21 protein-coding genes are annotated in these 21,323 nt (G+C 54.6%); 14 read left to right on the top strand and 7 right to left on the bottom strand.

The features are described 5' to 3' along the window. Positions 1–31 precede the first annotated feature (31 nt). The 9 genes from thpR (at position 32) to panD (ending at position 7,102) form a co-directional block, all read left to right on the top strand. On the top strand, positions 32–562 hold the full coding sequence (gene thpR, locus ACFX4O_RS15170; protein ID WP_131407995.1) for an RNA 2',3'-cyclic phosphodiesterase: 531 nt from the start codon (positions 32–34) through the stop codon (positions 560–562). 9 nt (positions 563–571) lie between these two features. Then, entirely contained in the window at positions 572–1,276 is a 705-nt protein-coding gene (sfsA, locus tag ACFX4O_RS15165; RefSeq protein ID WP_380209168.1) for a DNA/RNA nuclease SfsA, read from the top strand. Between the two features lie 173 nt (positions 1,277–1,449). After that, a complete protein-coding gene (gene dksA, locus ACFX4O_RS15160) occupies positions 1,450–1,905 on the top strand; it encodes an RNA polymerase-binding protein DksA (protein WP_007373199.1) in 456 nt (151 codons plus the stop codon). An 87-nt stretch (positions 1,906–1,992) separates the two neighbouring features. Further along, positions 1,993–2,889 (top strand): tRNA glutamyl-Q(34) synthetase GluQRS, encoded by an 897-nt coding sequence (gene gluQRS / locus ACFX4O_RS15155; RefSeq protein ID WP_380209165.1) that lies wholly within the window; start codon positions 1,993–1,995, stop codon positions 2,887–2,889. A 55-nt stretch (positions 2,890–2,944) separates the two neighbouring features. Next, positions 2,945–4,342: a polynucleotide adenylyltransferase PcnB gene (pcnB, locus tag ACFX4O_RS15150; protein ID WP_208430921.1), complete on the top strand. Its 1,398-nt coding sequence runs from the start codon at positions 2,945–2,947 to the stop codon at positions 4,340–4,342. Further along, on the top strand, positions 4,339–4,818 hold the full coding sequence (gene folK / locus ACFX4O_RS15145) for a 2-amino-4-hydroxy-6-hydroxymethyldihydropteridine diphosphokinase (RefSeq protein WP_380209163.1): 480 nt from the start codon (positions 4,339–4,341) through the stop codon (positions 4,816–4,818). Before pcnB ends, folK begins: the two co-directional genes overlap by 4 nt. A gap of 108 nt (positions 4,819–4,926) precedes the next feature. Further along, entirely contained in the window at positions 4,927–5,718 is a 792-nt protein-coding gene (panB, locus tag ACFX4O_RS15140) for a 3-methyl-2-oxobutanoate hydroxymethyltransferase (protein WP_380209161.1), read from the top strand. 11 nt (positions 5,719–5,729) lie between these two features. After that, positions 5,730–6,584, top strand: coding sequence for a pantoate--beta-alanine ligase (panC, locus tag ACFX4O_RS15135; protein ID WP_380209159.1), 855 nt, complete (start codon positions 5,730–5,732; stop codon positions 6,582–6,584). A gap of 137 nt (positions 6,585–6,721) precedes the next feature. Beyond that, complete coding sequence (panD, locus tag ACFX4O_RS15130; RefSeq protein WP_020456583.1) at positions 6,722–7,102, top strand: aspartate 1-decarboxylase; 381 nt, start codon at positions 6,722–6,724, stop codon at positions 7,100–7,102. 4 nt (positions 7,103–7,106) lie between these two features. Here panD and ACFX4O_RS15125 read toward each other — a convergent pair whose 3' ends face one another. From ACFX4O_RS15125 to ACFX4O_RS15115, 3 genes are all read right to left on the bottom strand, one after another. Further along, complete coding sequence (locus tag ACFX4O_RS15125; RefSeq protein ID WP_380209157.1) at positions 7,107–8,351, bottom strand: polysaccharide deacetylase family protein; 1,245 nt, start codon at positions 8,349–8,351, stop codon at positions 7,107–7,109. Between the two features lie 135 nt (positions 8,352–8,486). Further along, entirely contained in the window at positions 8,487–9,257 is a 771-nt protein-coding gene (locus ACFX4O_RS15120) for an ABC transporter permease (RefSeq protein ID WP_131408013.1), read from the bottom strand. Then, positions 9,254–10,180, bottom strand: coding sequence for an ABC transporter ATP-binding protein (locus ACFX4O_RS15115; protein ID WP_305737086.1), 927 nt, complete (start codon positions 10,178–10,180; stop codon positions 9,254–9,256). Before ACFX4O_RS15115 ends, ACFX4O_RS15120 begins: the two co-directional genes overlap by 4 nt. Positions 10,181–10,287: 107 nt before the next feature. Here ACFX4O_RS15115 and can point away from each other — a divergent pair, with 107 nt between their 5' ends. After that, complete coding sequence (gene can / locus ACFX4O_RS15110) at positions 10,288–10,950, top strand: carbonate dehydratase (protein WP_380209155.1); 663 nt, start codon at positions 10,288–10,290, stop codon at positions 10,948–10,950. Between the two features lie 29 nt (positions 10,951–10,979). On the opposite strand, the gene hpt is transcribed toward can, so the two are convergent. Beyond that, positions 10,980–11,516: a hypoxanthine phosphoribosyltransferase gene (gene hpt / locus ACFX4O_RS15105; protein ID WP_017457963.1), complete on the bottom strand. Its 537-nt coding sequence runs from the start codon at positions 11,514–11,516 to the stop codon at positions 10,980–10,982. A gap of 202 nt (positions 11,517–11,718) precedes the next feature. Between hpt and ACFX4O_RS15100 the strand changes: the two genes are divergently transcribed. Continuing rightward, positions 11,719–14,109 (top strand): glucose/quinate/shikimate family membrane-bound PQQ-dependent dehydrogenase, encoded by a 2,391-nt coding sequence (locus tag ACFX4O_RS15100; RefSeq protein WP_380209153.1) that lies wholly within the window; start codon positions 11,719–11,721, stop codon positions 14,107–14,109. A 125-nt stretch (positions 14,110–14,234) separates the two neighbouring features. Here ACFX4O_RS15100 and cueO read toward each other — a convergent pair whose 3' ends face one another. Next, positions 14,235–15,815, bottom strand: a complete 1,581-nt coding sequence (gene cueO, locus ACFX4O_RS15095) for a multicopper oxidase CueO (protein WP_380209151.1) — start codon at positions 15,813–15,815, stop codon at positions 14,235–14,237. 144 nt (positions 15,816–15,959) lie between these two features. Between cueO and ACFX4O_RS15090 the strand changes: the two genes are divergently transcribed. From ACFX4O_RS15090 to speD, 3 genes are all read left to right on the top strand, one after another. Further along, entirely contained in the window at positions 15,960–16,307 is a 348-nt protein-coding gene (locus ACFX4O_RS15090; protein WP_020456577.1) for a YacC family pilotin-like protein, read from the top strand. 86 nt (positions 16,308–16,393) lie between these two features. After that, on the top strand, positions 16,394–17,254 hold the full coding sequence (gene speE, locus ACFX4O_RS15085) for a polyamine aminopropyltransferase (protein ID WP_380209149.1): 861 nt from the start codon (positions 16,394–16,396) through the stop codon (positions 17,252–17,254). 20 nt (positions 17,255–17,274) lie between these two features. After that, the gene (gene speD, locus ACFX4O_RS15080) at positions 17,275–18,069 is read left to right on the top strand and encodes an adenosylmethionine decarboxylase (RefSeq protein ID WP_131408025.1); all 795 of its coding nucleotides are present in this window, start codon (positions 17,275–17,277) and stop codon (positions 18,067–18,069) included. A gap of 29 nt (positions 18,070–18,098) precedes the next feature. On the opposite strand, the gene yacL is transcribed toward speD, so the two are convergent. After that, on the bottom strand, positions 18,099–18,461 hold the full coding sequence (gene yacL / locus ACFX4O_RS15075; protein WP_017457957.1) for a protein YacL: 363 nt from the start codon (positions 18,459–18,461) through the stop codon (positions 18,099–18,101). A 198-nt stretch (positions 18,462–18,659) separates the two neighbouring features. Continuing rightward, positions 18,660–21,257: a bifunctional aconitate hydratase 2/2-methylisocitrate dehydratase gene (gene acnB / locus ACFX4O_RS15070; RefSeq protein WP_380209146.1), complete on the bottom strand. Its 2,598-nt coding sequence runs from the start codon at positions 21,255–21,257 to the stop codon at positions 18,660–18,662. Positions 21,258–21,323 lie beyond the last annotated feature (66 nt).

Here is a 21,323-nt window from a genome sequence, read left to right as displayed (position 1 = left end):
ATCGCCGTAAACCTTTGACCTCGAGCCTGCCATGTCTGAACCAAAAAGGCTGTTTTTCGCCCTTGAACTCCCAGCGGATATTCAGACGCAGGTGGTGCAATGGCGCGCGCAGCATTTCCCACCAGATGCGGGACGACCGATTGCAGCGGCGAATCTGCATCTGACGCTGGCGTTTCTCGGTGAAATCAGCGCGGAAAAACAGCGCGCACTGGAAGAACTGGCTGGGCGGATACGCCAGCCAGACTTTACGCTCACGCTCGACGATGCCGGGCAATGGCTGCGCTCGCGTGTGGTCTGGCTTGGTTCACGCCAGCCACCGCGTGGGCTGCTGCAACTGGCGGATATGCTCCGCGCCCAGGCTTCCCGCAGCGGGTGTTACCAAAGCCCGCAGCCGTTTCACCCGCACATTACACTGCTGCGCGACGCCAGCCACGCTGTCACCATTCCGCCACCGGGTTTTCGCTGGTCGTTCCCGGTGACGACATTTGCATTGTATGAATCGCAATTTATCCAGGGTCGAACCCGCTACACGCAGTTGCATCGCTGGACGCTTAAAAAATAAGGATTTCCCATGGATTTTTCACCGCCACTTAAATCCGCCACGCTGATTCAGCGTTATAAACGCTTCCTTGCGGATGTGGTCACGCCTGAAGGGGAAACCCTCACGCTGCATTGCCCTAATACTGGTGCGATGACCGGCTGCGCAACACCTGGCGACAAAGTTTGGTATTCCACGTCGAATAATCCTAAGCGCAAATATGCCCATACGTGGGAATTATCCCAAACCCAACAGGGGGCATTTATTTGCGTCAATACTCAGCGGGCAAATATGCTGACAAAAGAAGCAATACTCACTGACCAGTTGCCTGAACTCAGCGGATATAGCACGCTGAAAAGCGAAGTAAAATATGGTGCGGAAGCTAGCAGAATTGATTTTCTGTTACAGGCGGATGACCGGCGCAACTGCTATATTGAAGTGAAATCGGTCACGCTCGCCGAGCAGCAGTCAGGCTACTTCCCGGATGCCGTAACCTTGCGAGGACAGAAGCATTTACGGGAATTAATGAGCGTCGCGGCCAACGGCGATCGCGCGGTAATTCTGTTTGCCGTTCTGCACTCCGCCGTTGAACATTTTTCTCCGGCACGCCATATTGACGAGGAATACGCACGATTGTTGAATGAGGCACAACACCGGGGTGTAGAAGTTATCGCTTATAAAGCGGAACTTTCTGCCGATAATATCACTCTTAGGTTGCCACTACCTTTTACGGTATAAAGGCAAGCTTTTGACGAATAAGTGATTTGGTCGCGTGCGCAAATACGCTTTTCTTCACAGGGTTGTCAAGTGTTACGTTTAGATATTTGCCATCCGTAAAAGCATCTGCTATTTATAGCGGCCTGATTTTTCCCCCACACGGGGATCGATAGTGCGTGTTAAGGAGAAGCAACATGCAAGAAGGGCAAAACCGTAAAACATCGTCCCTGAGTATTCTCGCCATCGCTGGGGTGGAGCCGTATCAAGAGAAGCCGGGCGAAGAGTATATGAACGAAGCCCAGCTGGCGCATTTCAAGCGTATTCTTGAAGCATGGCGTAATCAACTTAGGGATGAAGTCGATCGCACCGTCACGCACATGCAGGACGAAGCAGCTAACTTCCCCGATCCGGTCGACCGTGCCGCTCAGGAAGAAGAGTTCAGCCTTGAACTGCGTAACCGTGATCGCGAGCGCAAGTTGATTAAAAAGATCGAGAAGACGCTGAAAAAAGTAGAAGACGAAGATTTTGGCTTCTGCGAATCCTGTGGCGTTGAAATTGGTATCCGTCGTCTGGAAGCACGTCCGACTGCCGATCTGTGCATCGACTGCAAAACCCTGGCGGAAATCCGCGAAAAGCAGATGGCAGGTTAATGACCTGATGTCTTCAATGGCGCACCGCTAAGGCGTGGTGCGCCCTATACGGCGGGATCGATTCCCGCCTATATTTTTGCCAGCGATATGCCTGAATTACACTATATTGGGCGCTTTGCGCCATCCCCGTCCGGTGAACTGCATTTCGGTTCGTTAATTGCTGCTCTCGGCAGCTACCTGCAAGCTCGCGCCAACCACGGCACCTGGCTTGTTCGCATTGAAGATATTGATCCCCCAAGAGAAGTTCCCGGCGCTGCAGAAACCATTCTTCGCCAGCTCGAACATTATGGTCTGCACTGGGACGGCGACGTGCTGTGGCAATCCCGGCGTCATGACGCCTACCGCGCGGCGCTCGCGACCCTGCAACGCGAAGGACTGAGCTATTTTTGCACCTGTTCGCGTGCACGCATCCAAAGCATTGGCGGTATTTATGATGGGCATTGCCGCACATTACAAAATGGCGCGCAAAACGCCGCCGTACGGCTGATACAGCAGCATCCGGTTCTGCACTTCGACGATAAACTGCGTGGGCGCATCGTTGCCGACGAAAAACTGGCGCGGGAAGATTTTATTATTCACCGCCGTGATGGGCTGTTTGCCTATAACCTCGCGGTGGTGGTCGATGACCACTTTCAGGGCGTCACGGAAATTGTGCGCGGTGCGGATCTGATAGAACCTACAGTGCGGCAAATCTCGCTCTATAAGCAGTTTGGCTGGCAGGCTCCAGGGTATATTCATTTACCGCTGGCGCTCAATGAGCAGGGGAGCAAGCTTTCCAAGCAAAACCACGCACCCGCGTTGCCTGAAGGGGATCCGCGTCCGGTAATAATCAGGGCTTTACAATTTTTGAACCAGGATGTAACAAATGAGTGGCAGGATCTGCGCATCGACGCGCTGCTGCAAAAAGCGGTGGAAAACTGGGCACTTTGCCGTGTACCTGACGCGGCGGATGCGAATACAGCATTCTCAAACGGCTCGCGCTGAGCTATGATTAGCCGCTATTTTTTTGTCCTGACGTTTGACACTACCGAGGTGTACTATTTTTACCCGAGTCGCTAATTTTTGCCGCAAGGTGCTAAGCCGCGAAGAGAGCATGGTCGTTGAGGCTATGGCCCAACCGCAGATGACGGTTATTCCGCGTGAGCAGCACGCTATTTCCCGCAAAGATATCAGTGAAAATGCGCTCAAGGTGCTCTATCGTCTGAATAAAGCGGGCTACGACGCTTACCTGGTAGGCGGCGGCGTGCGCGATTTATTGCTGGGCAAAAAACCAAAAGATTTTGACGTAACCACCAGCGCAACGCCGGACCAGGTGCGTAAACTGTTCCGCAACTGCCGCCTGGTCGGCCGCCGTTTCCGCCTTGCGCATGTGATGTTCGGGCCGGAAATCATTGAAGTCGCCACGTTCCGTGGTCATCACGACGAACAACAAACCGATCGCACCATCTCCCAGCGCGGGCAGAATGGCATGCTGCTGCGCGACAACATTTTCGGTTCCATCGAAGAAGATGCTCAGCGCCGCGACTTCACCATCAACAGCCTTTATTACAGCGTTGCTGATTTCACCGTCCGTGATTACGTCGGCGGTATGCGTGATTTAGAAGAGGGTGTGATTCGCCTGATCGGTAACCCGGAAACCCGCTATCGCGAAGATCCGGTGCGCATGCTGCGCGCAGTGCGCTTTGCCGCCAAGCTCAATATGCGTATCAGCGAAGAGACCGCCGAGCCGATCCCGCGTCTCGCCACGCTGATTAACGATGTTCCCCCGGCGCGCCTGTTTGAGGAATCGCTGAAACTTCTGCAGGCCGGTTACGGTTACGAAACCTGCCGTTTACTGCGTGAGTATGGTCTGTTCCAGCCACTGTTCCCCAGCATCACCCGCTACTTCACCGAAAAAGGCGACAGCCCGATGGAGCGGATTATTGAGCAGGTGCTGAAGAATACGGATAACCGCATTCACAACGACATGCGCGTGAATCCGGCGTTTTTGTTTGCTGCCATGTTCTGGTATCCGCTGCTGGAAAACGCCCAGCGCATTACCCAGGAAGGCGGGCTTGCCTATTACGACGCTTTCGCGCTGGCGATGAACGATGTGTTGGATGAAGCCTGCCGTTCGCTGGCGATCCCCAAACGCATCACCTCGCTGATTCGTGATATCTGGCAGTTGCAATTGCGGATGTCCCGTCGGCAGGGCAAGCGCTCATGGAAGCTGATGGAACACCCGAAATTCCGCGCGGCCTATGATTTACTGGCACTGCGTGCCGAAGCCGAAAATAACGGCGAGCTGCAACGTCTGACGAAATGGTGGGGTGAATTCCAGGTTTCTGCACCGCCGACTCAGAAAGATATGCTGGATGATTTAGGCGACGAACCGGCAGAACGCCGTCGCCATCGCCGCCCGCGTAAACGCGCACCGCGCCGCGAGGGCAGTGCGTGACCCTCGCGTATATCGCGATCGGCAGCAACCTGGCGTCACCACTCGACCAGGTTAACGCCGCGATTATCGCCATTGGAGAGATCCCACAAAGCCGCATCGTGGCGGTCTCTTCGCTATATCGCACTCCCCCGCTTGGCCCGCCGGATCAACCGGACTACCTCAACGCCGCCGTGGCGCTGGAAACCCCTCTTGCACCAGAAACGCTGCTGGATCACACGCAACGCATCGAACTCCAGCAAGGCCGCGTGCGTAAAGCAGAACGCTGGGGGCCGCGCACGCTCGATCTCGATATCATGCTGTTTGGCTCACTGACACTGAATACCGAACGCCTGACGGTGCCGCACTACGACATGAAAAATCGTGGCTTTATGCTGTGGCCGCTGTTTGAAATTGCGCCCGATCTGCACTTCCCGGACGGCACATCGTTGCAGGACACTCTTGCGAGCCTGAACGCACCGAAACCCGACGCCTGGTAATTTTCCGCTTTCCTCACACCCTGCGCTTACCGCCTGTCTAAAATCATTGCCCACCTGATTGTTGCTGCTAGAATGCGCCAGAATCGCTTTCGACTATCAGGAAACGCTATGAAACCCATCACTATCTCCTGGCTGCATAAATGCAAGCAGGAAAAGAGACGCTTCGCCACTATCACCGCATACGACTACAGCTTCGCAAAACTGTTTGCCGAAGAAGGGATTAACGTAATGCTGGTGGGTGATTCGTTAGGGATGACGGTACAAGGCCATGACTCCACCCTACCGGTAACGGTTGCCGATATCGCTTATCACACGCAGGCTGTCCGCCGTGGTGCACCGGCCTGCCTGTTGCTCGCCGATCTGCCGTTTATGGCCTACGCCACGCCAGGGCAGGCGTTTGACAACGCCGCCGTGGTCATGCGCGCGGGCGCCAATATGGTGAAAATCGAAGGCGGCCGCTGGCTGGCTCCCACGGTAAAAATGCTGACTGAACGCGCCGTGCCGGTGTGCGGCCACCTGGGTCTGACGCCGCAGTCCGTTAATATTTTCGGTGGTTATAAAGTTCAGGGGCGAGGCGACGCAGCGCAAGGGCTGCTTGACGATGCGTTGGCGCTGGAAGCCGCAGGCGCGCAACTGCTGGTGCTGGAATGTATCCCGGTCGAGCTGGCGCAACGTATCACGGCGGCGTTAACCATTCCGGTGATTGGGATTGGCGCAGGCAATGTCACCGACGGCCAGATTCTGGTGATGCATGACGCGTTCGGCATTACCGGCGGGCATATCCCGAAATTCGCAAAAAATTTCCTCAATGAAGCAGGCGACATGCGCGCAGCGGTCAGGCAGTATGTTGCCGAAGTCGAATCCGGAACCTATCCGGGTGAAGAACACAGTTTCCATTAAGGAGCCTAGTTGTGTTGATTATTGAAACCCTCCCGCTGCTGCGCCAGCACATCCGCAGGCTGCGTCAGGAAGGTAAGCGTATTGCGCTGGTGCCAACGATGGGCAACCTGCACGATGGCCATATGAGGCTGGTCGACGAAGCCAAAACCCGCGCTGATGTGGTGGTAGTGAGTATTTTCGTTAACCCAATGCAGTTCGACCGCCCGGATGATTTAGTGCGCTACCCGCGTACCTTGCAGGAAGATTGCGAAAAGCTGAACAAGCGCAAAGTCGATATTGTTTTCGCCCCCGCACCCGCGGACATCTACCCGCAGGGCACCGATACCCAAACGTATGTCGATGTGCCGGGCCTCTCCACCATGCTGGAAGGCGCAAGCCGTCCGGGCCATTTCCGCGGCGTGTCGACTATCGTCAGCAAGCTATTCAACCTGGTGCAACCGGATATCGCCTGCTTTGGTGAGAAGGATTACCAGCAGTTGCAACTGATCCGCAAAATGGTGGCCGACATGGGCTATGACATCGAGATTGTCGGTGTGCCGACCGTGCGGGCGAAAGATGGCCTCGCGCTGAGCTCACGTAATGGCTATCTGACGGCCGATCAACGCAAAATTGCCCCGGCGCTCAGCAAAGTGATGAATTCGGTAGCCGATAAACTGCTGGCGGGCGAACGCAATGAAGAAGAGCTGATTGCCATTGCCGGGCAGGAGATCAACGACGCGGGCCTGCGCGCCGATGATATTCAGATCCGCGATGCGGACACGCTTCTGGCGCTGTCTGAAAGCACTAAACGCGCGGTGATTTTGATGGCGGCATGGCTCGGCCAGGCGCGGCTTATCGACAACAAAGTGGTTGAGTTAGCCCGCTAGACAGGGCGGAAAAATCGGGCAATACTCCACTCCTGGCTTGCTCTTACGCCCGCCAGGACGTGGCGCGAGCACACGAGGGATTCGCAGGGAGCCGCCCTCCATTTTCAGGTTAATTATCAGTAATGAAGGTTTAACTTATGATTCGCACGATGCTGCAAGGCAAGCTCCACCGCGTCAAAGTGACGCAGGCCGACCTGCACTACGAAGGTTCCTGCGCGATTGACCAGGATTTCCTTGAGGCGGCCGGTATTCTGGAATACGAAGCCATCGATATTTATAACGTGACCAACGGCAAACGCTTTTCTACCTACGCGATTGCCGGCGAGCGCGGTTCACGCATTATCTCGGTTAACGGTGCGGCAGCACACTGCGCAGACGTCGGCGATATCCTGATTATCGCCAGCTACGTCACCGTGCCGGATGAGGTTGCCCGTAGCTGGCAGCCGAAAGTGGCCTATTTTGATGGCGACAACGAGATGAAACGCACCGCGAAAGCCGTGCCGGTTCAGGTTGCCTGATGCCCTACCCCTGCGGCTGATTACTGATCAGCCGCGACATTGTCTCCAGCGAATCCGTTCTCAGCACGTACAACCGCTTCAGTAAAAACGGATTATCTCCCGGTTTCACCTTGCCACGCACCGTGGTCACCGCCAGATGAAAACCTGCGTCATTCGCCGCTTGTATCGCTTTATCGTCATAGCCGCCAAATGGATAGGAGAGATAAAGCACATGCGGGTTGAACTGCGCCAGCGCGCGGCGTGAGCGTTTAAAATCGAACAGAATATTGTGATAGTTGCGACTCAGCAAAATCGGATGCATCGACTCATCAACCCGGTGCAGGAAATGGGTATGTGACTGTACATCGAACACATCCTGAATATGATTCAGCTCCGACACGCTCATAAACTGCAAGAATTTCGGGTCCCACGGCTGCGGCTTGCGCTTAATGCGTGACGAAATAATAAACGCCGTCGCTTTAAAACCATACTCGTGCAGGATCGGATAAGCGTAACGGCTGACGGATTTCAGCCCATCATCAAAAGTGATCACTACCGAACGCGCAGGTAAATTCATGCGGTTACGCACATAGCCTTCCAACTGGTACATCGACAAGGTGGTGTAACCCTGATCGCGCAGCCAAGTCATTTGGTTGGTAAAAGCGCGCACCGAGGTCGTGGTCGAGGTGTGGCGGAAGCGGGTGTTTTCCTCATCACGAAGGATATGGTGATAAGTCAGTACCGGAATGCCGCTGTCTTCTTGTGCATCCAGGCTACTGATCCACGCCAGCCGATTGCCGATGCGTATCTGAAACCAGGTCTGGTTCAGGCGGTCTTTCAGCTTATCGATTATCGGATAACGCAGGTTTTCCGCCAGTGTGCCAACCTGTTTACTGGTGATATCCGGCGACGTATAGAGCGGCGTATCCCGCCAGGTGATCAGGTTTTGGTTACTGAGCGGTTTATTCAGATCGCCAAGCGTATCTTCTACCCGTTCATTGCCAGGCACCGTGCCAAGATGACCCCGGTCAATAAACCCGCTGCCGAAGCCAAAGCGAAACGCGTAATAATCTTCCGCCCCCGGCACCACCGCCAGGATCTGCCCGGCGCGAATATTGCCGACAGTAACGACTCTGTCTCCTACCTGCGCCCAGATATCGGCATCTTCAGTGGTTTGCATATAGCGCGCGGGAATGCGTTGTTCACTGACAATACTGGCAGACGCGCTCCAGGTAACCAGCAACAATAAAAGGGTAATCAAACGAGACATGAGGTGGACCGAATAGAAAAACTGCACCTATTGTAGCAACAGAACGGGAGAAACCAACGGTAATGAGCAGTCTAAAAAATAGCCTAATCTCTGGGATTGGCTCTCTTCCACAGAAGAGAGCCGTCGCGCTCAGACTTAACTTCGCAGCCCACGTCCGCGATTAATGAGATACCAGCACAGCAGGTAAAAAGCGATGATAAACACCACCAACACACCAACGGTGGTAAACAGCGGCACATCGGAAATGCCGAGGAAACCAAAACGGAAGCCGCTTATCATATACACGATCGGGTTGAGGTGCGACAGCGCCTGCCAGAACGGCGGCAGCAGCGTCAGGGAGTAGAACACCCCGCCCAGGTAAGTCAACGGCGTCAGCACAAAGGTCGGAATGAGGCTAATGTCATCAAAGGTTTTGGCAAATACCGCATTCAAAAGCCCCGCCAGCGAAAACAGCACCGCTGTCAGCAGCAACGTCAGGCCAACAAACAACCATGAATGCACCTGAAACGGCACGAAAAACAGCGAAACCGCCGTCACCAGGATGCCCACACACAAGCCGCGCGCCACGCCGCCGCCAACATACCCGGCGATAATGACATGCGTTGGCACCGGTGCCACCAGCAGCTCCTCAATGTTGCGCTGGAACTTGGCGCTAAAGAATGATGACGCTACGTTGGCATACGCGTTGGTGATCACCGCCATCATGATTAAGCCCGGCACGATAAACTGCATGTAGGTAAAACCGTGCATTTCACCGATACGCGAACCGATCAGGTTGCCGAAAATAATAAAGTAGAGCGTCATAGTGATCACAGGCGGTACCAGTGTTTGCACCCAAATACGCATGAAACGCTGGATCTCTTTGTACCAGATACTCTTCAGCGCCACCCAGAACAGCTGCATCATGCGCTTTCTCCTTTTCTGTCATGAACCAGCGTGACAAACAGCTCTTCGAGACGGTTGGCTTTGTTACGCATACTCAATACCTGCACGCCCTGCGCGCTAAGCTGGCTGAACACGCTGTTCACGCCCTGCTCGCGCAGCACTTCTACCTCAAGCGTGGACGTATCCACCAGCCGGTATTGATACCCTTCCAGCTTCGGCAGCGGGCTTTTCGGCGCTAAATCGAGAATAAACGTCTCGGATTTCAGCTTCGACAGCAGCGCTTTCATCGACGTGTTTTCAATCAGATCGCCACGCTGAATAATGCCGATGTTGCGACACAGCATCTCGGCTTCTTCCAGATAATGCGTCGTCAGAATGATGGTGGTGCCTTTGTCGTTGAGATCTTTTAAAAAGCCCCACATTGAACGACGCAGTTCGATATCAACACCCGCGGTTGGCTCGTCGAGAATCAACAGCTTAGGTTCGTGCATCAGCGCACGAGCAATCATCAGACGGCGCTTCATCCCGCCGGAAAGCATCCGCGCACGTTCGTTGCGTTTTTCCCACAGATCGAGCTGGTTCAGGTACTTTTCGCTGCGCACAAGCGCATCTTTACGATCAACGCCGTAGTAACCCGCCTGGTTAACGACAATCTGTTGCACGGTTTCAAACGGGTTAAAGTTGAACTCCTGTGGCACCAGCCCCAGTTGACGTTTCGCGTTCACCACGTCTTTTTCAAGATCGTAACCAAAAACGCTAACGCGCCCGGAAGATTTATTTACCAACGAACTGATAATGCCAATGGTGGTGGATTTGCCGGCACCATTGGGTCCGAGAAGCGCGTAGAAATCGCCCGCTTCTACTTGTAAATCAATGCCGCGCAGCGCCTGAACGCCGCCCGGATAGGTTTTTTTAAGCTGCTCAAGCTCCAGTGCAATGGTCATGAATTATCACTTACCTGTTTTCTTACACTCGATGTGTGGTTTAAAAAGACGGAGAGTTCACCTATATTAGCGCAACGCACTTATCTGGTTACAGGTTGTTAACCTCCATGAAAGACATAGATACACTCATCAGCAACAATGCACTATGGTCAAAAATGCTGGTGGAAGAAGATCCTGGATTTTTCGAAACACTGGCGCAAGCACAGAAGCCGCGCTTTCTCTGGATTGGATGCTCCGACTCACGCGTACCCGCAGAACGCCTTACCGGGCTCGAACCGGGTGAACTGTTTGTACACCGTAATGTTGCAAACCTGGTTATCCATACCGATCTGAACTGCCTCTCCGTGGTGCAGTACGCGGTAGATGTGCTGGAAGTTGAGCACATTATCATCTGTGGTCACTACGGTTGCGGCGGTGTGCAGGCGGCGGTTGAAAACCCGGAACTGGGCTTAATCGACAACTGGCTGCTGCACATTCGCGATATCTGGTTTAAACATAGCTCGCTGCTGGGCGAAATGCCGCCTGAGCGTCGTCTCGATACGCTGTGCGAGCTGAACGTGATGGAACAAGTCTACAACCTGGGCCATTCAACCATTATGCAATCCGCGTGGAAACGTGGCCAGAAAGTGACGATTCACGGCTGGGCTTACGGCATTCACGATGGCCTGCTGCGCAATCTGGACGTCACCGCCACTAACCGCGAAACGCTGGAACAACGCTATCGCCAGGGCGTGTCAAATCTGAGCCAGAAGCACATCAACCACAAATAACAATCGGGGCCATTATCGGCCCCGTTTTTTTACTCGTCCAGCATCACCACTTTGCCGACGTACGGCAAATGGCGATAACGCTGCGCGTAATCAATACCGTACCCCACCACAAACTCGTCCGGGATAGCAAAACCAACGAATTCGACCGGCACATCCACTTCACGACGCGACGGTTTATCCAGCAGGGTACAAATCGCCAGCGATTTTGGCTCGCGCAGGCGCAGGATCTCGCGCACTTTCGACAGCGTATTACCCGAATCGATAATGTCTTCAACGATCAGCACGTCTTTTCCACGAATGTCTTCATCGAGATCTTTGAGGATTTTCACATCGCGGGTAGTGGACATACCGCTGCCGTAGCTGGAGGCGGTCATGAAATCGACTTCATGCGACACCTGCACTTCACGGCACAGGTCAGCCATAAACATAAACGAGCCGCGCAGCAGCCCAACCAGCACCATTTCGCTGCCGCTATCTTTATAACGCTCAGTGATTTGACGACCCAGCTCAGCGATACGCGCTTTGATCTCCGCTTCCGGGATCATCACTTCAACAGTGTGTTTCATTTTACTAACCATATGATTTAAAGAGTAAATCACTCAATACCGGCACTTAAACCAGTGATTGAAATGCAAGGTGCGCAGTATACCAGCAAAAAGATTGTTGCGGGTTATTCCGCGACAAAGCTCATTTTGTGATGACGATCACACTTGTTAACTCCTATAATTACTTGCTATCAAAATATTAACAAATCAACGGATGTGTTTTATGGCGGAAACAAAAACTCAACAGTCGCGGCTGCTTGTCACGCTGACGACGCTCTTTGCAGCCTTCTGCGGGCTGTATCTTTTAATCGGTGGGGCCTGGCTCGTCAGCATTGGCGGCTCCTGGTACTACCCCATCGCTGGTCTGGTCATGCTCGGCGTGACATGGCTATTGTGGAAGGGCAAGCGCGCCGCGCTGTGGCTGTACGCCGCCCTACTGCTGGCGACAATGATTTGGGGCGTGTGGGAAGTCGGTTTCGACTTCTGGGCGCTGACACCGCGTAGCGACATTCTCGTCTTCTTCGGTATCTGGCTGATTCTTCCGTTTGTCTGGCGGCGGTTGATTGTGCCGTCCAGCGGTGCGGTCGCTGCGTTGGTGGTGGCCCTGTTAATGAGTGGCGGCATCCTCACCTGGGCGGGTTTCAACGATCCGCAAGAAGTTCACGGCACCCTGAGCGCCGATGCCACACCGGCAGCGCCAATTTCACAGGTAGCCGATGGTGACTGGCCAGCCTATGGCCGTAACCAGGAAGGCCAGCGTTACTCGCCGCTGAAACAGATCAATGCCGATAACGTGAAAAACCTGAAGGAAGCCTGGGTGTTCCGCACCGGCGACCTGAAAATGCCAAACGATCCCGGTGAAATCACCAACGAAGTGACGCCAATTAAAGTGGGCGACACGCTGTTCCTGTGTACCGCACACCAGCGTTTGTTTGCGATTGATGCCGCCAGCGGCAAAGAGAAGTGGCATTTCGATCCGCAGCTGAACACCAATCCTTCGTTCCAGCATGTGACCTGCCGCGGTGTTTCGTATCATGAAGCCCGTGCCGATAACGCCAGCCCGGATGTGGTCGCTGACTGCCCGCGCCGCATTATTCTGCCGGTGAACGATGGCCGTCTGTTTGCGCTGAATGCGGATAACGGCAAGCTGTGCGAAACCTTTGCCAACAAAGGGATCCTGAACCTGCAGACCAATATGCCGGACACCACGCCGGGTCTGTACGAGCCGACATCTCCGCCGATCATCACCGATAAAACCATCGTGATTGCCGGTTCGGTAACGGATAACTTCTCAACCCGTGAAACCTCTGGCGTTATCCGTGGTTTCGATGTGAACACCGGGAAATTGCTGTGGGCCTTCGATCCGGGCGCGAAAGATCCCAACGCGATCCCGTCGGATGAACACACTTTCACCTTTAACTCACCGAACTCGTGGGCACCTGCGGCTTATGACGCGAAACTGGATTTAGTCTATCTGCCGATGGGCGTGACCACCCCGGATATCTGGGGCGGCAACCGTACGCCGGAGCAGGAGCGCTATGCCAGCTCGATCGTCGCGCTGAATGCCACCACCGGTAAACTTGCCTGGAGCTACCAGACCGTACACCACGATCTGTGGGATATGGATATGCCGTCCCAGCCGACGCTGGCGGACATTACCGTGAATGGCAAAACCGTACCGGTGATCTACGCACCGGCGAAAACCGGTAACATTTTCGTCCTCGATCGTACCAACGGTAAGCTGGTGGTTCCGGCACCGGAAAAACCGGTTCCGCAAGGCGCGGCAAAAGGCGATTACGTAGCCAAAACCCAACCCTTCTCCGACCTGAGTTTCCGTCCGACGAAAAACTTAAGCGGCGCGGATATGTGGGGCGCCACCATGTTCGACCAACTGGTGTGCCGCGTGATGTTCCACCAGATGCGCTATGAAGGCATCTTCACGCCGCCATCTGAGCAGGGCACGCTGGTATTCCCGGGTAACCTGGGGATGTTCGAATGGGGCGGGATCTCCGTTGATCCAAACCGTCAGGTGGCGATTGCCAACCCGATGGCGCTGCCATTTGTGTCAAAACTGATCCCACGTGGTCCAGGCAACCCAATGGAGCCGCCGAAAGATGCGAAAGGCACCGGTTCGGAATCCGGTATTCAGCCGCAGTATGGTGTACCGTTTGGCGTGACGCTGAACCCGTTCCTCTCGCCGTTCGGTCTGCCTTGTAAACAACCGGCCTGGGGTTACATTTCTGCACTGGATCTGAAAACCAACCAGGTGGTGTGGAAAAAACGCATTGGTACACCGCAAGACAGCATGCCGTTCCCGATGCCGGTTCCGGTGCCGTTCAATATGGGGATGCCGATGCTCGGCGGCCCAATTTCCACCGCCGGTAATGTGCTGTTTATCGCCGCGACCGCAGATAACTACCTGCGCGCTTATAACATGAGCAACGGTGAGAAACTGTGGCAAGGCCGTTTGCCGGCCGGTGGCCAGGCAACACCGATGACTTATGAGGTCAATGGTAAGCAGTACGTGGTCATTTCCGCAGGCGGTCACGGTTCGTTCGGTACGAAGATGGGCGACTACATTGTCGCTTACGCGCTGCCGGATGACGCCAAGTAATCCCTCCTCTCCCTGAGCGGGAGAGGTAAAAGTGACTGGTTATAAAAAATCCCCTCTGCCATCTGGCATGAGGGGATTTTCTTTTCTGCGACCGTTAGCCGCCGGATGAAGCAGAACGTTAAGCGTTAAACTGTAAACCCTAACATCATCCCGGTATCTTCATGTTCCAGCAGGTGGCAGTGCGCCATATACGCAAATTCTTTCGGTGCGTCATGCTGGAAACGCACTAACACTTCACTGCGCGCGCCATACACTTCAACCGTATCTTTCCAGCCTGCGCGATGCACCGCTGGCGGTTTACCATTTTCCGACAGAATGCGGAACTGCGTGCCGTGAATATGGAACGGGTGCAACATCATGTCGCCCTCGCCGGAAATCACCCAGCGCTCATACTGCCCTTTTTGCGCAGCAAATTGCGGGGTCGCCATATCAAAGGCTTTGCCGTTGATGCGGTTGGCGTTATGGAAATCAAAGCCGTTGCCGCCGTGGTTCATCTGGCCGCTATCCATTTTCATGTTGCCCATCTGGCTATGATCCATCTGACCATGACCCATCTGCCCGTGGCCCATCATCCCGGCCATCGCGCTATCGCCATACTTCTGCTGTAGCGCCTGCATGCCCATCATGTCGAGCATCGGATCCATCGACAGCTGCAACGTGCGCTGCGTTAATCCTTCAAGCGCGGGTAAACCCGGCAGTGTCGCCAGCGTATCCGGTAACGTACCGGAAGCGGTCACTTGTAATGGCTGGACGCTCAGCACCGGATGCGGCTGGTCAAACGGCGCAACGGTCATCCCCATCTGCTGAACCGGTAAGGTAATCAGATCGAACGGTTTACCATTGCTGATATCAACCAGCACTTCAAAGCGCTCGCCCATCAGCACCGGTAACTCACTCACTTTCACCGGTTCACCAAGCAAACCGCCGTCGCTCGCTACTACATACAGCGGGCGTTGATCGCTGGTGGCAAACTTCAGTGAACGCGCATTGCAGCCGTTCAATAAACGCAAGCGCAGCCAGCCGCGCGGAGCGGAATGTTGTGGATAAATGGCACCGTTAGTCAGCAGCGTATCGCCAAACCAGCCAACAGCCGCGCTCATCACATCCAACTGATAATCGATCTGCCCATTGGCGGTGAATTTTTTGTCCTGCACGATAACTGGAACGTCATCAATGCCCCACTGTTGCGGCAGGCGCAACTTACGGCTGTTTTCATCCTCAATCAGCACCAGCCCCGCTAACCCCATCGCAACTTGTCGACCGGTTTTGCCATGTTGATGCGGGTGGAACCAGCACGTCGCTGCCTGCTGTGTCGGGGTAAACGTCACCGTTCGGCTAGCGCCGGGTTTAATGATGCCTTGCGGCCCGCCATCAACCTCGCCCGGCACCTCAACGCCGTGCCAGTGCACGGTGGTCTCTTCAGCAAGCGTATTGCGGATATCAACGGTAACCTCACGCCCCTGGCGGAGCTGAAGCGCCGGGCCTAACAGCGCACCGTTGTAACCCCAGGTGGCGGCGCGTTTATTGCCAAACAGGGTTTCGCCCGCCTGCACCGTTAACACGATACGGTTTTGCGCGTCGGCGGTGAGTAATGGCGGGATGGGCAATGCGGGGCGCTCAGCGGCGAACAGCGAACGGCTCCATAACGGCAGCGCGCTCATCACCCCCAGCGCAGCGGAATATTTTAAAAAATCTCGGCGTTGCATGGGCATTTCCTTATCGATTGCAGGTCATCTTTTGAGCTTAAACCCTCCCCCTGCCGGAAGGTCAAGAAAAGAGGCAATAATAAATATCGTCGCCATATCCGGACTGTGCTAACGTTTAATTTCCGTTACGCCGTGGTAGAAATAATGAAGACGTTTTTCAGAACAATTGTCCTGGGCAGCTTGCTGGCTGTCTCCGCCAACAGTTACGCACTGAGTGAATCCGAAGCTGAAGACATGGCCGATCTCACGGCAGTGTTCGTATTTTTGAAAAACGACTGCGGTTATAACAACTTACCTAATGGGCAGATCCGCCGCGCACTGGTTTTTTTCGCCCAGCAAAATCAGTGGGATCTCAGCAACTATGACACATGGGACATGAAATCGCTTGGTGAAGAGAGTTACCGCGATCTCAGCGGTATTGGCATTCCGACTGCCAAAAAGTGTAAAGCCCTCGCTCGTGATTCCCTGAGCCTTCTCGCCTACGTCAAATAACGGTGAACTTTTGACCGTGCATCGCTAATCAGAGTTAGCTATGATGTTGCGCCCGTTTTTCGCGGGTGTTAACAAAGGAGCTACCGATGGCCGATAACAACGTATGGCAAGAGACGCTGCACGACCATTTTGGTCAATACTTTGCCGTTGATAAGGTGCTGTATCACGAAAAGACCGATCATCAGGATCTGATTATTTTCGAGAACGCCGCTTTTGGCCGCGTTATGGCGCTGGATGGCGTGGTGCAAACCACCGAACGCGACGAGTTTATCTATCACGAAATGATGACCCATGTTCCGCTGCTGGCGCACGGCCACGCGAAACATGTGCTGATCATCGGCGGCGGCGACGGCGCCATGCTGCGCGAAGTCACCCGCCATAAAAATATTGAAACCATCACCATGGTAGAAATCGACGCTGGCGTCGTCTCTTTCTGCCGTCAGTATCTGCCAAAGCACAATGCAGGCGCCTATGACGATCCGCGTTTTACGCTGGTGATCGATGACGGCGTGAACTTTGTTACTCACACTGACCAGACGTTCGACGTGATTATCTCGGACTGTACCGATCCTATCGGGCCTGGCGAGAGCCTGTTCACCTCGGCGTTTTATGAAGGTTGCAAACGCTGCCTGAACCCTGGCGGGATCTTTGTCGCGCAAAACGGCGTCAGCTTCTTACAGCAAGAGGAAGTGGTCGGCAGCCACCGCAAGCTCGGTCACTATTTCAGCGACGTCGGTTTCTATCAGGCGGCGGTGCCAACCTATTACGGCGGCATTATGACATTCGCCTGGGCAACGGATAACGAGGCGCTGCGCCATCTCTCGACCGAGATTATTGCCGCCCGTTTCCACAGTGCCAATCTCACCTGCCGCTACTACAACCCGGCGATTCACACGGCGGCTTTTGCCCTGCCGCAATATTTACACGATGCACTGGCTGCACAGTAACACTAAGGGGGTGATAAAAATTGAAAAAGCTTAAACTACATGGCTTTAACAACCTGACCAAAAGCCTGAGTTTTTGTATCTACGACATTTGCTATGCCAAAACCGCAGAAGAGCGTGATGGCTATATTGCCTATATCGATGAACTCTACAATGCCAACCGTTTGACGGAGATCCTCACGGAAACCTGTAACATTATTGGCGCGAATATTTTGAACATTGCCCGCCAGGATTACGAGCCGCAAGGCGCGAGCGTAACCATTCTGGTGAGCGAAGAACCTGTCGATCCGCAGCTTATCGACAAAACCGAGCATCCCGGCCCGCTGCCGGAAGCGGTGGTGGCGCACCTCGATAAAAGCCATATCTGCGTACATACCTACCCGGAAAGCCACCCGGAAGGCGGTTTGTGTACTTTCCGTGCGGATATTGAAGTCTCAACCTGCGGCGTGATTTCACCGCTGAAAGCGCTGAACTACCTGATCCATCAGCTTGAATCCGACATTGTTACCGTCGATTACCGCGTGCGCGGCTTTACCCGCGACGTCAACGGCCTGAAACACTTTATCGATCATGAGATTAATTCGATTCAGAACTTTATGTCGGATGATATGAAATCGCTGTATGACATGGTGGACGTCAACGTGTATCAGGAAAATATCTTCCATACCAAGATGTTGCTTAAAGAGTTCGACCTTAAGCACTACATGTTTCATACCAAACCGGAAGATTTGACCCCGCAAGAACGTAAAGAGATCACCGAAGCGCTGTGGAAAGAGATGCGCGAGATCTACTACGGCCGCAACATTCCGGCCGTGTAACGCACCAGGGGCGCAAGGACGCGCCCTGATTAACGCTGCTGGAGAAATTGCCGGTAGGCCGCTACCACCTGAAGAAAATCCTCAACGCCGCACAGCGACAGGCTCTCTTCATCGTAGTAACTCATTCCTTCTTCCATTTCATCGCCGGAAAATTCCAGCTGGTTCGCGCGAATCATGACCTCTTCGCCATCCAGCCACAGCGTGTATTCATGACCCGCGCGCTGCCAGGAACGTTCGCTGCCTTTCACCGTTTTTGCCGCCTGCTCCACTTCATCCAGCAGCGCCAGGTTCTCTTTCACTTCTTCATTGAACCAGTGCCCCACCACTTCGTGGCCCATCGACATGCGCACCTTTACCACGCCGGTGATATCACGCAAAAATTCGTAATCCATAATCGCTTCCTCATGCAGGCCAAATAGCCGCCTATGCAGTAATTATCGCAGCACAATACAAGAAAAAAAGCGCAGCAGCCGGAAGCGAGGAAAAATATCCGCTCAGGCGTAGAGAAAGTAAGCGCGGGATGCGTTTTAGCGACGGGAATACGAACAGGCGGGCAAAAAAAAAGCCACCCCGCAGGGTGGCTTTCACTGTCAGACGGCAGTCTGGAAAATCACGCCGTCCGCTTTTTCGGTGTACTGATTCAACTGGTCAAAATTAAGGTAACGGTAAGTATCGACAGCGGTTCTATCCACCTGCGCCATAAAGTGGAGATACTCATCCGGCGTTGGCAGTTTACCGATCAGCGCCGAAACCGCCGCCAGCTCCGCAGAAGCCAGGTAGACGTTCGCACCCGTACCTAAACGGTTCGGGAAGTTACGGGTAGAGGTGGAAACCACCGTCGCGCCGTCTGCGACACGCGCCTGGTTACCCATGCACAACGAGCAACCCGGGATCTCAATACGCGCACCGCTCTTACCAAACACGCTGTAGTAGCCCTCTTCCGTTAACTGCGCCGCGTCCATACGGGTCGGCGGCGCAACCCACAGGCGGGTCGGCAGCTGACCTTTGTGGGTATCCAGCAGCTTACCTGCGGCACGGAAGTGACCGATGTTGGTCATGCAAGAACCGATGAACACTTCATCGATGTTCGCACCCTGCACATCAGAAAGCAGACGCGCGTCGTCCGGATCGTTCGGCGCACAGAGGATCGGCTCTTTGATTTCCGCCAGATCGATATCGATCACCGCTGCGTATTCCGCATCGGCATCCGCTTCCAGCAGTTGCGGATCGGCCAGCCATTTCTCCATGCCCTGGATACGGCGTTCCAGCGTACGGCGGTCGCCGTAACCTTCGGCAATCATCCATTTCAGCAGCACGATGTTGGAGTTCAGATACTCGATAATCGGCTCTTTGTTCAGCTTAATGGTACAACCAGCAGCGGAACGCTCAGCAGAAGCATCGGTCAGCTCAAACGCCTGCTCGACTTTCAGATCCGGCAGACCTTCGATCTCCAGAATGCGGCCAGAGAAGATGTTTTTCTTGCCTTTCTTCTCAACGGTCAGCAGACCCTGTTTGATCGCGTATAGCGGAATCGCATGTACCAGATCGCGCAGCGTAATACCCGGCTGCATTTTGCCTTTAAAGCGCACCAGCACCGATTCCGGCATATCCAGCGGCATCACACCGGTCGCGGCGGCAAACGCCACCAGACCAGAACCCGCCGGGAAGGAGATACCGATCGGGAAACGGGTATGCGAATCACCACCGGTACCAACGGTATCCGGCAGCAGCATACGGTTCAGCCAGGAGTGGATAACGCCATCGCCCGGACGCAGGGAAACACCGCCACGGTTCATAATGAAGTCCGGCAGCGTGTGGTGCGTGGTGACGTCAACCGGCTTCGGATACGCCGCCGTGTGGCAGAAGGACTGCATCACCAGATCCGAAGAGAAGCCCAGGCACGCCAGGTCTTTCAGCTCATCACGCGTCATCGGCCCGGTGGTATCCTGAGAACCCACAGAGGTCATCTTCGGTTCGCAGTAAGCGCCAGGGCGGACACCGTCCACGCCGCAGGCACGGCCAACCATTTTTTGCGCCAGCGAATAACCACGGCTGCTTTCAGCCACATCTTTCGCCTGACGGAAAACGTCGCTGTGCGGCAAGCCCAGCGCTTCACGCGCTTTGGTGGTCAAGCCACGGCCGATAATCAACGGAATACGGCCACCGGCGCGCACTTCGTCAATCAGCACATCGGTTTTCAGTTCGAAGCTCGCCAGCAACTCACCGGTTTCGTGGTTACGCACTTCGCCTTTGAACGGGTAAACGTCAATGACGTCGCCCATGTTCAGGCTATTAACATCCACTTCGATCGGCAGCGCGCCTGCATCTTCCATGGTGTTAAAGAAAATTGGCGCGATTTTGCCGCCAAGCACCAAGCCGCCGCCGCGTTTGTTCGGCACAAACGGAATGTCGTCGCCCATAAACCACAACACCGAGTTGGTGGCGGATTTACGTGATGAACCGGTACCCACCACATCACCCACATAGGCCAGCGGGAAACCTTTTTTCGCCAGGGCTTCGATCTGTTTGATCGGGCCAACGGCGCCTGGCTGATCCGGCTCAATGCCTTCACGGGCGTTTTTCAGCATCGCCAGCGCGTGCAGCGGGATATCCGGGCGCGACCAGGCATCGGGCGCCGGAGAAAGGTCATCGGTGTTAGTTTCACCCGTCACTTTGAAAACGGTAACGGTGATTTTCTCTGCCAGCGCCGGGCGGCTCAGGAACCATTCGGCATCGGCCCATGCCTGCATTACCTGTTTAGCGTACGCGTTGCCTGCTTTCGCTTTCTCTTCCACGTCGTAGAAGTTATCAAACATCAGCAGCGTGTGAGACAGCGCTTTCGCGGCGATCGGCGCGAGCTTTTCACTTTCCAGCGCGTCAATCAGCGGGTGAATGTTGTAGCCGCCCTGCATGGTGCCCAGCAGTTCGATCGCTTTTTCAGGGGTAACCAGCGGGGAGGTGGCATCGCCTTTGGCGATAGCGGCAAGGAAACCAGCTTTTACATAGGCAGCTTCATCAACGCCCGGTGGGACACGGTTAGCCAGCAGGTCAATCAGAAATTCTTCTTCGCCAGCAGGCGGGTTCTTCAGCAGCTCGACAAGCCCTGCCATTTGGGTTGCATCTAATGGTTTTGGCGCAATCCCCTCAGCGGCACGTTCAGCTACGTGCTTACGGTATTCTTCTAGCACGACGGTTCTCCTCGCTCTCATTGTCATAATGCGGCAGGCGTTTCTCTTCACGCTCCTGTGAGACAG

The organism is Kosakonia sp. YIM B13571 (assembly GCF_042788095.1).
In the GTDB taxonomy this organism is placed as follows: Bacteria; Pseudomonadota; Gammaproteobacteria; order Enterobacterales; family Enterobacteriaceae; genus Kosakonia; species Kosakonia quasisacchari.
This window is presented reverse-complemented; position numbering and strand designations above follow the sequence as displayed.

Coding starts and splice junctions, on each gene's coding strand:
- speE (WP_380209149.1), top strand. CDS start 16,394: ATGGCCGATAACAACGTATGGCAAGAGACGCTGCACGACCATTTTGGT.
- ACFX4O_RS15115 (WP_305737086.1), bottom strand. CDS start 10,180: ATGACCATTGCACTGGAGCTTGAGCAGCTTAAAAAAACCTATCCGGGC.
- hpt (WP_017457963.1), bottom strand. CDS start 11,516: ATGAAACACACTGTTGAAGTGATGATCCCGGAAGCGGAGATCAAAGCG.
- sfsA (WP_380209168.1), top strand. CDS start 572: ATGGATTTTTCACCGCCACTTAAATCCGCCACGCTGATTCAGCGTTAT.
- gluQRS (WP_380209165.1), top strand. CDS start 1,993: ATGCCTGAATTACACTATATTGGGCGCTTTGCGCCATCCCCGTCCGGT.
- yacL (WP_017457957.1), bottom strand. CDS start 18,461: ATGGATTACGAATTTTTGCGTGATATCACCGGCGTGGTAAAGGTGCGC.
- can (WP_380209155.1), top strand. CDS start 10,288: ATGAAAGACATAGATACACTCATCAGCAACAATGCACTATGGTCAAAA.
- panB (WP_380209161.1), top strand. CDS start 4,927: ATGAAACCCATCACTATCTCCTGGCTGCATAAATGCAAGCAGGAAAAG.
- dksA (WP_007373199.1), top strand. CDS start 1,450: ATGCAAGAAGGGCAAAACCGTAAAACATCGTCCCTGAGTATTCTCGCC.
- panD (WP_020456583.1), top strand. CDS start 6,722: ATGATTCGCACGATGCTGCAAGGCAAGCTCCACCGCGTCAAAGTGACG.
- thpR (WP_131407995.1), top strand. CDS start 32: ATGTCTGAACCAAAAAGGCTGTTTTTCGCCCTTGAACTCCCAGCGGAT.
- ACFX4O_RS15120 (WP_131408013.1), bottom strand. CDS start 9,257: ATGATGCAGCTGTTCTGGGTGGCGCTGAAGAGTATCTGGTACAAAGAG.
- cueO (WP_380209151.1), bottom strand. CDS start 15,815: ATGCAACGCCGAGATTTTTTAAAATATTCCGCTGCGCTGGGGGTGATG.
- ACFX4O_RS15090 (WP_020456577.1), top strand. CDS start 15,960: ATGAAGACGTTTTTCAGAACAATTGTCCTGGGCAGCTTGCTGGCTGTC.
- ACFX4O_RS15125 (WP_380209157.1), bottom strand. CDS start 8,351: ATGTCTCGTTTGATTACCCTTTTATTGTTGCTGGTTACCTGGAGCGCG.
- ACFX4O_RS15100 (WP_380209153.1), top strand. CDS start 11,719: ATGGCGGAAACAAAAACTCAACAGTCGCGGCTGCTTGTCACGCTGACG.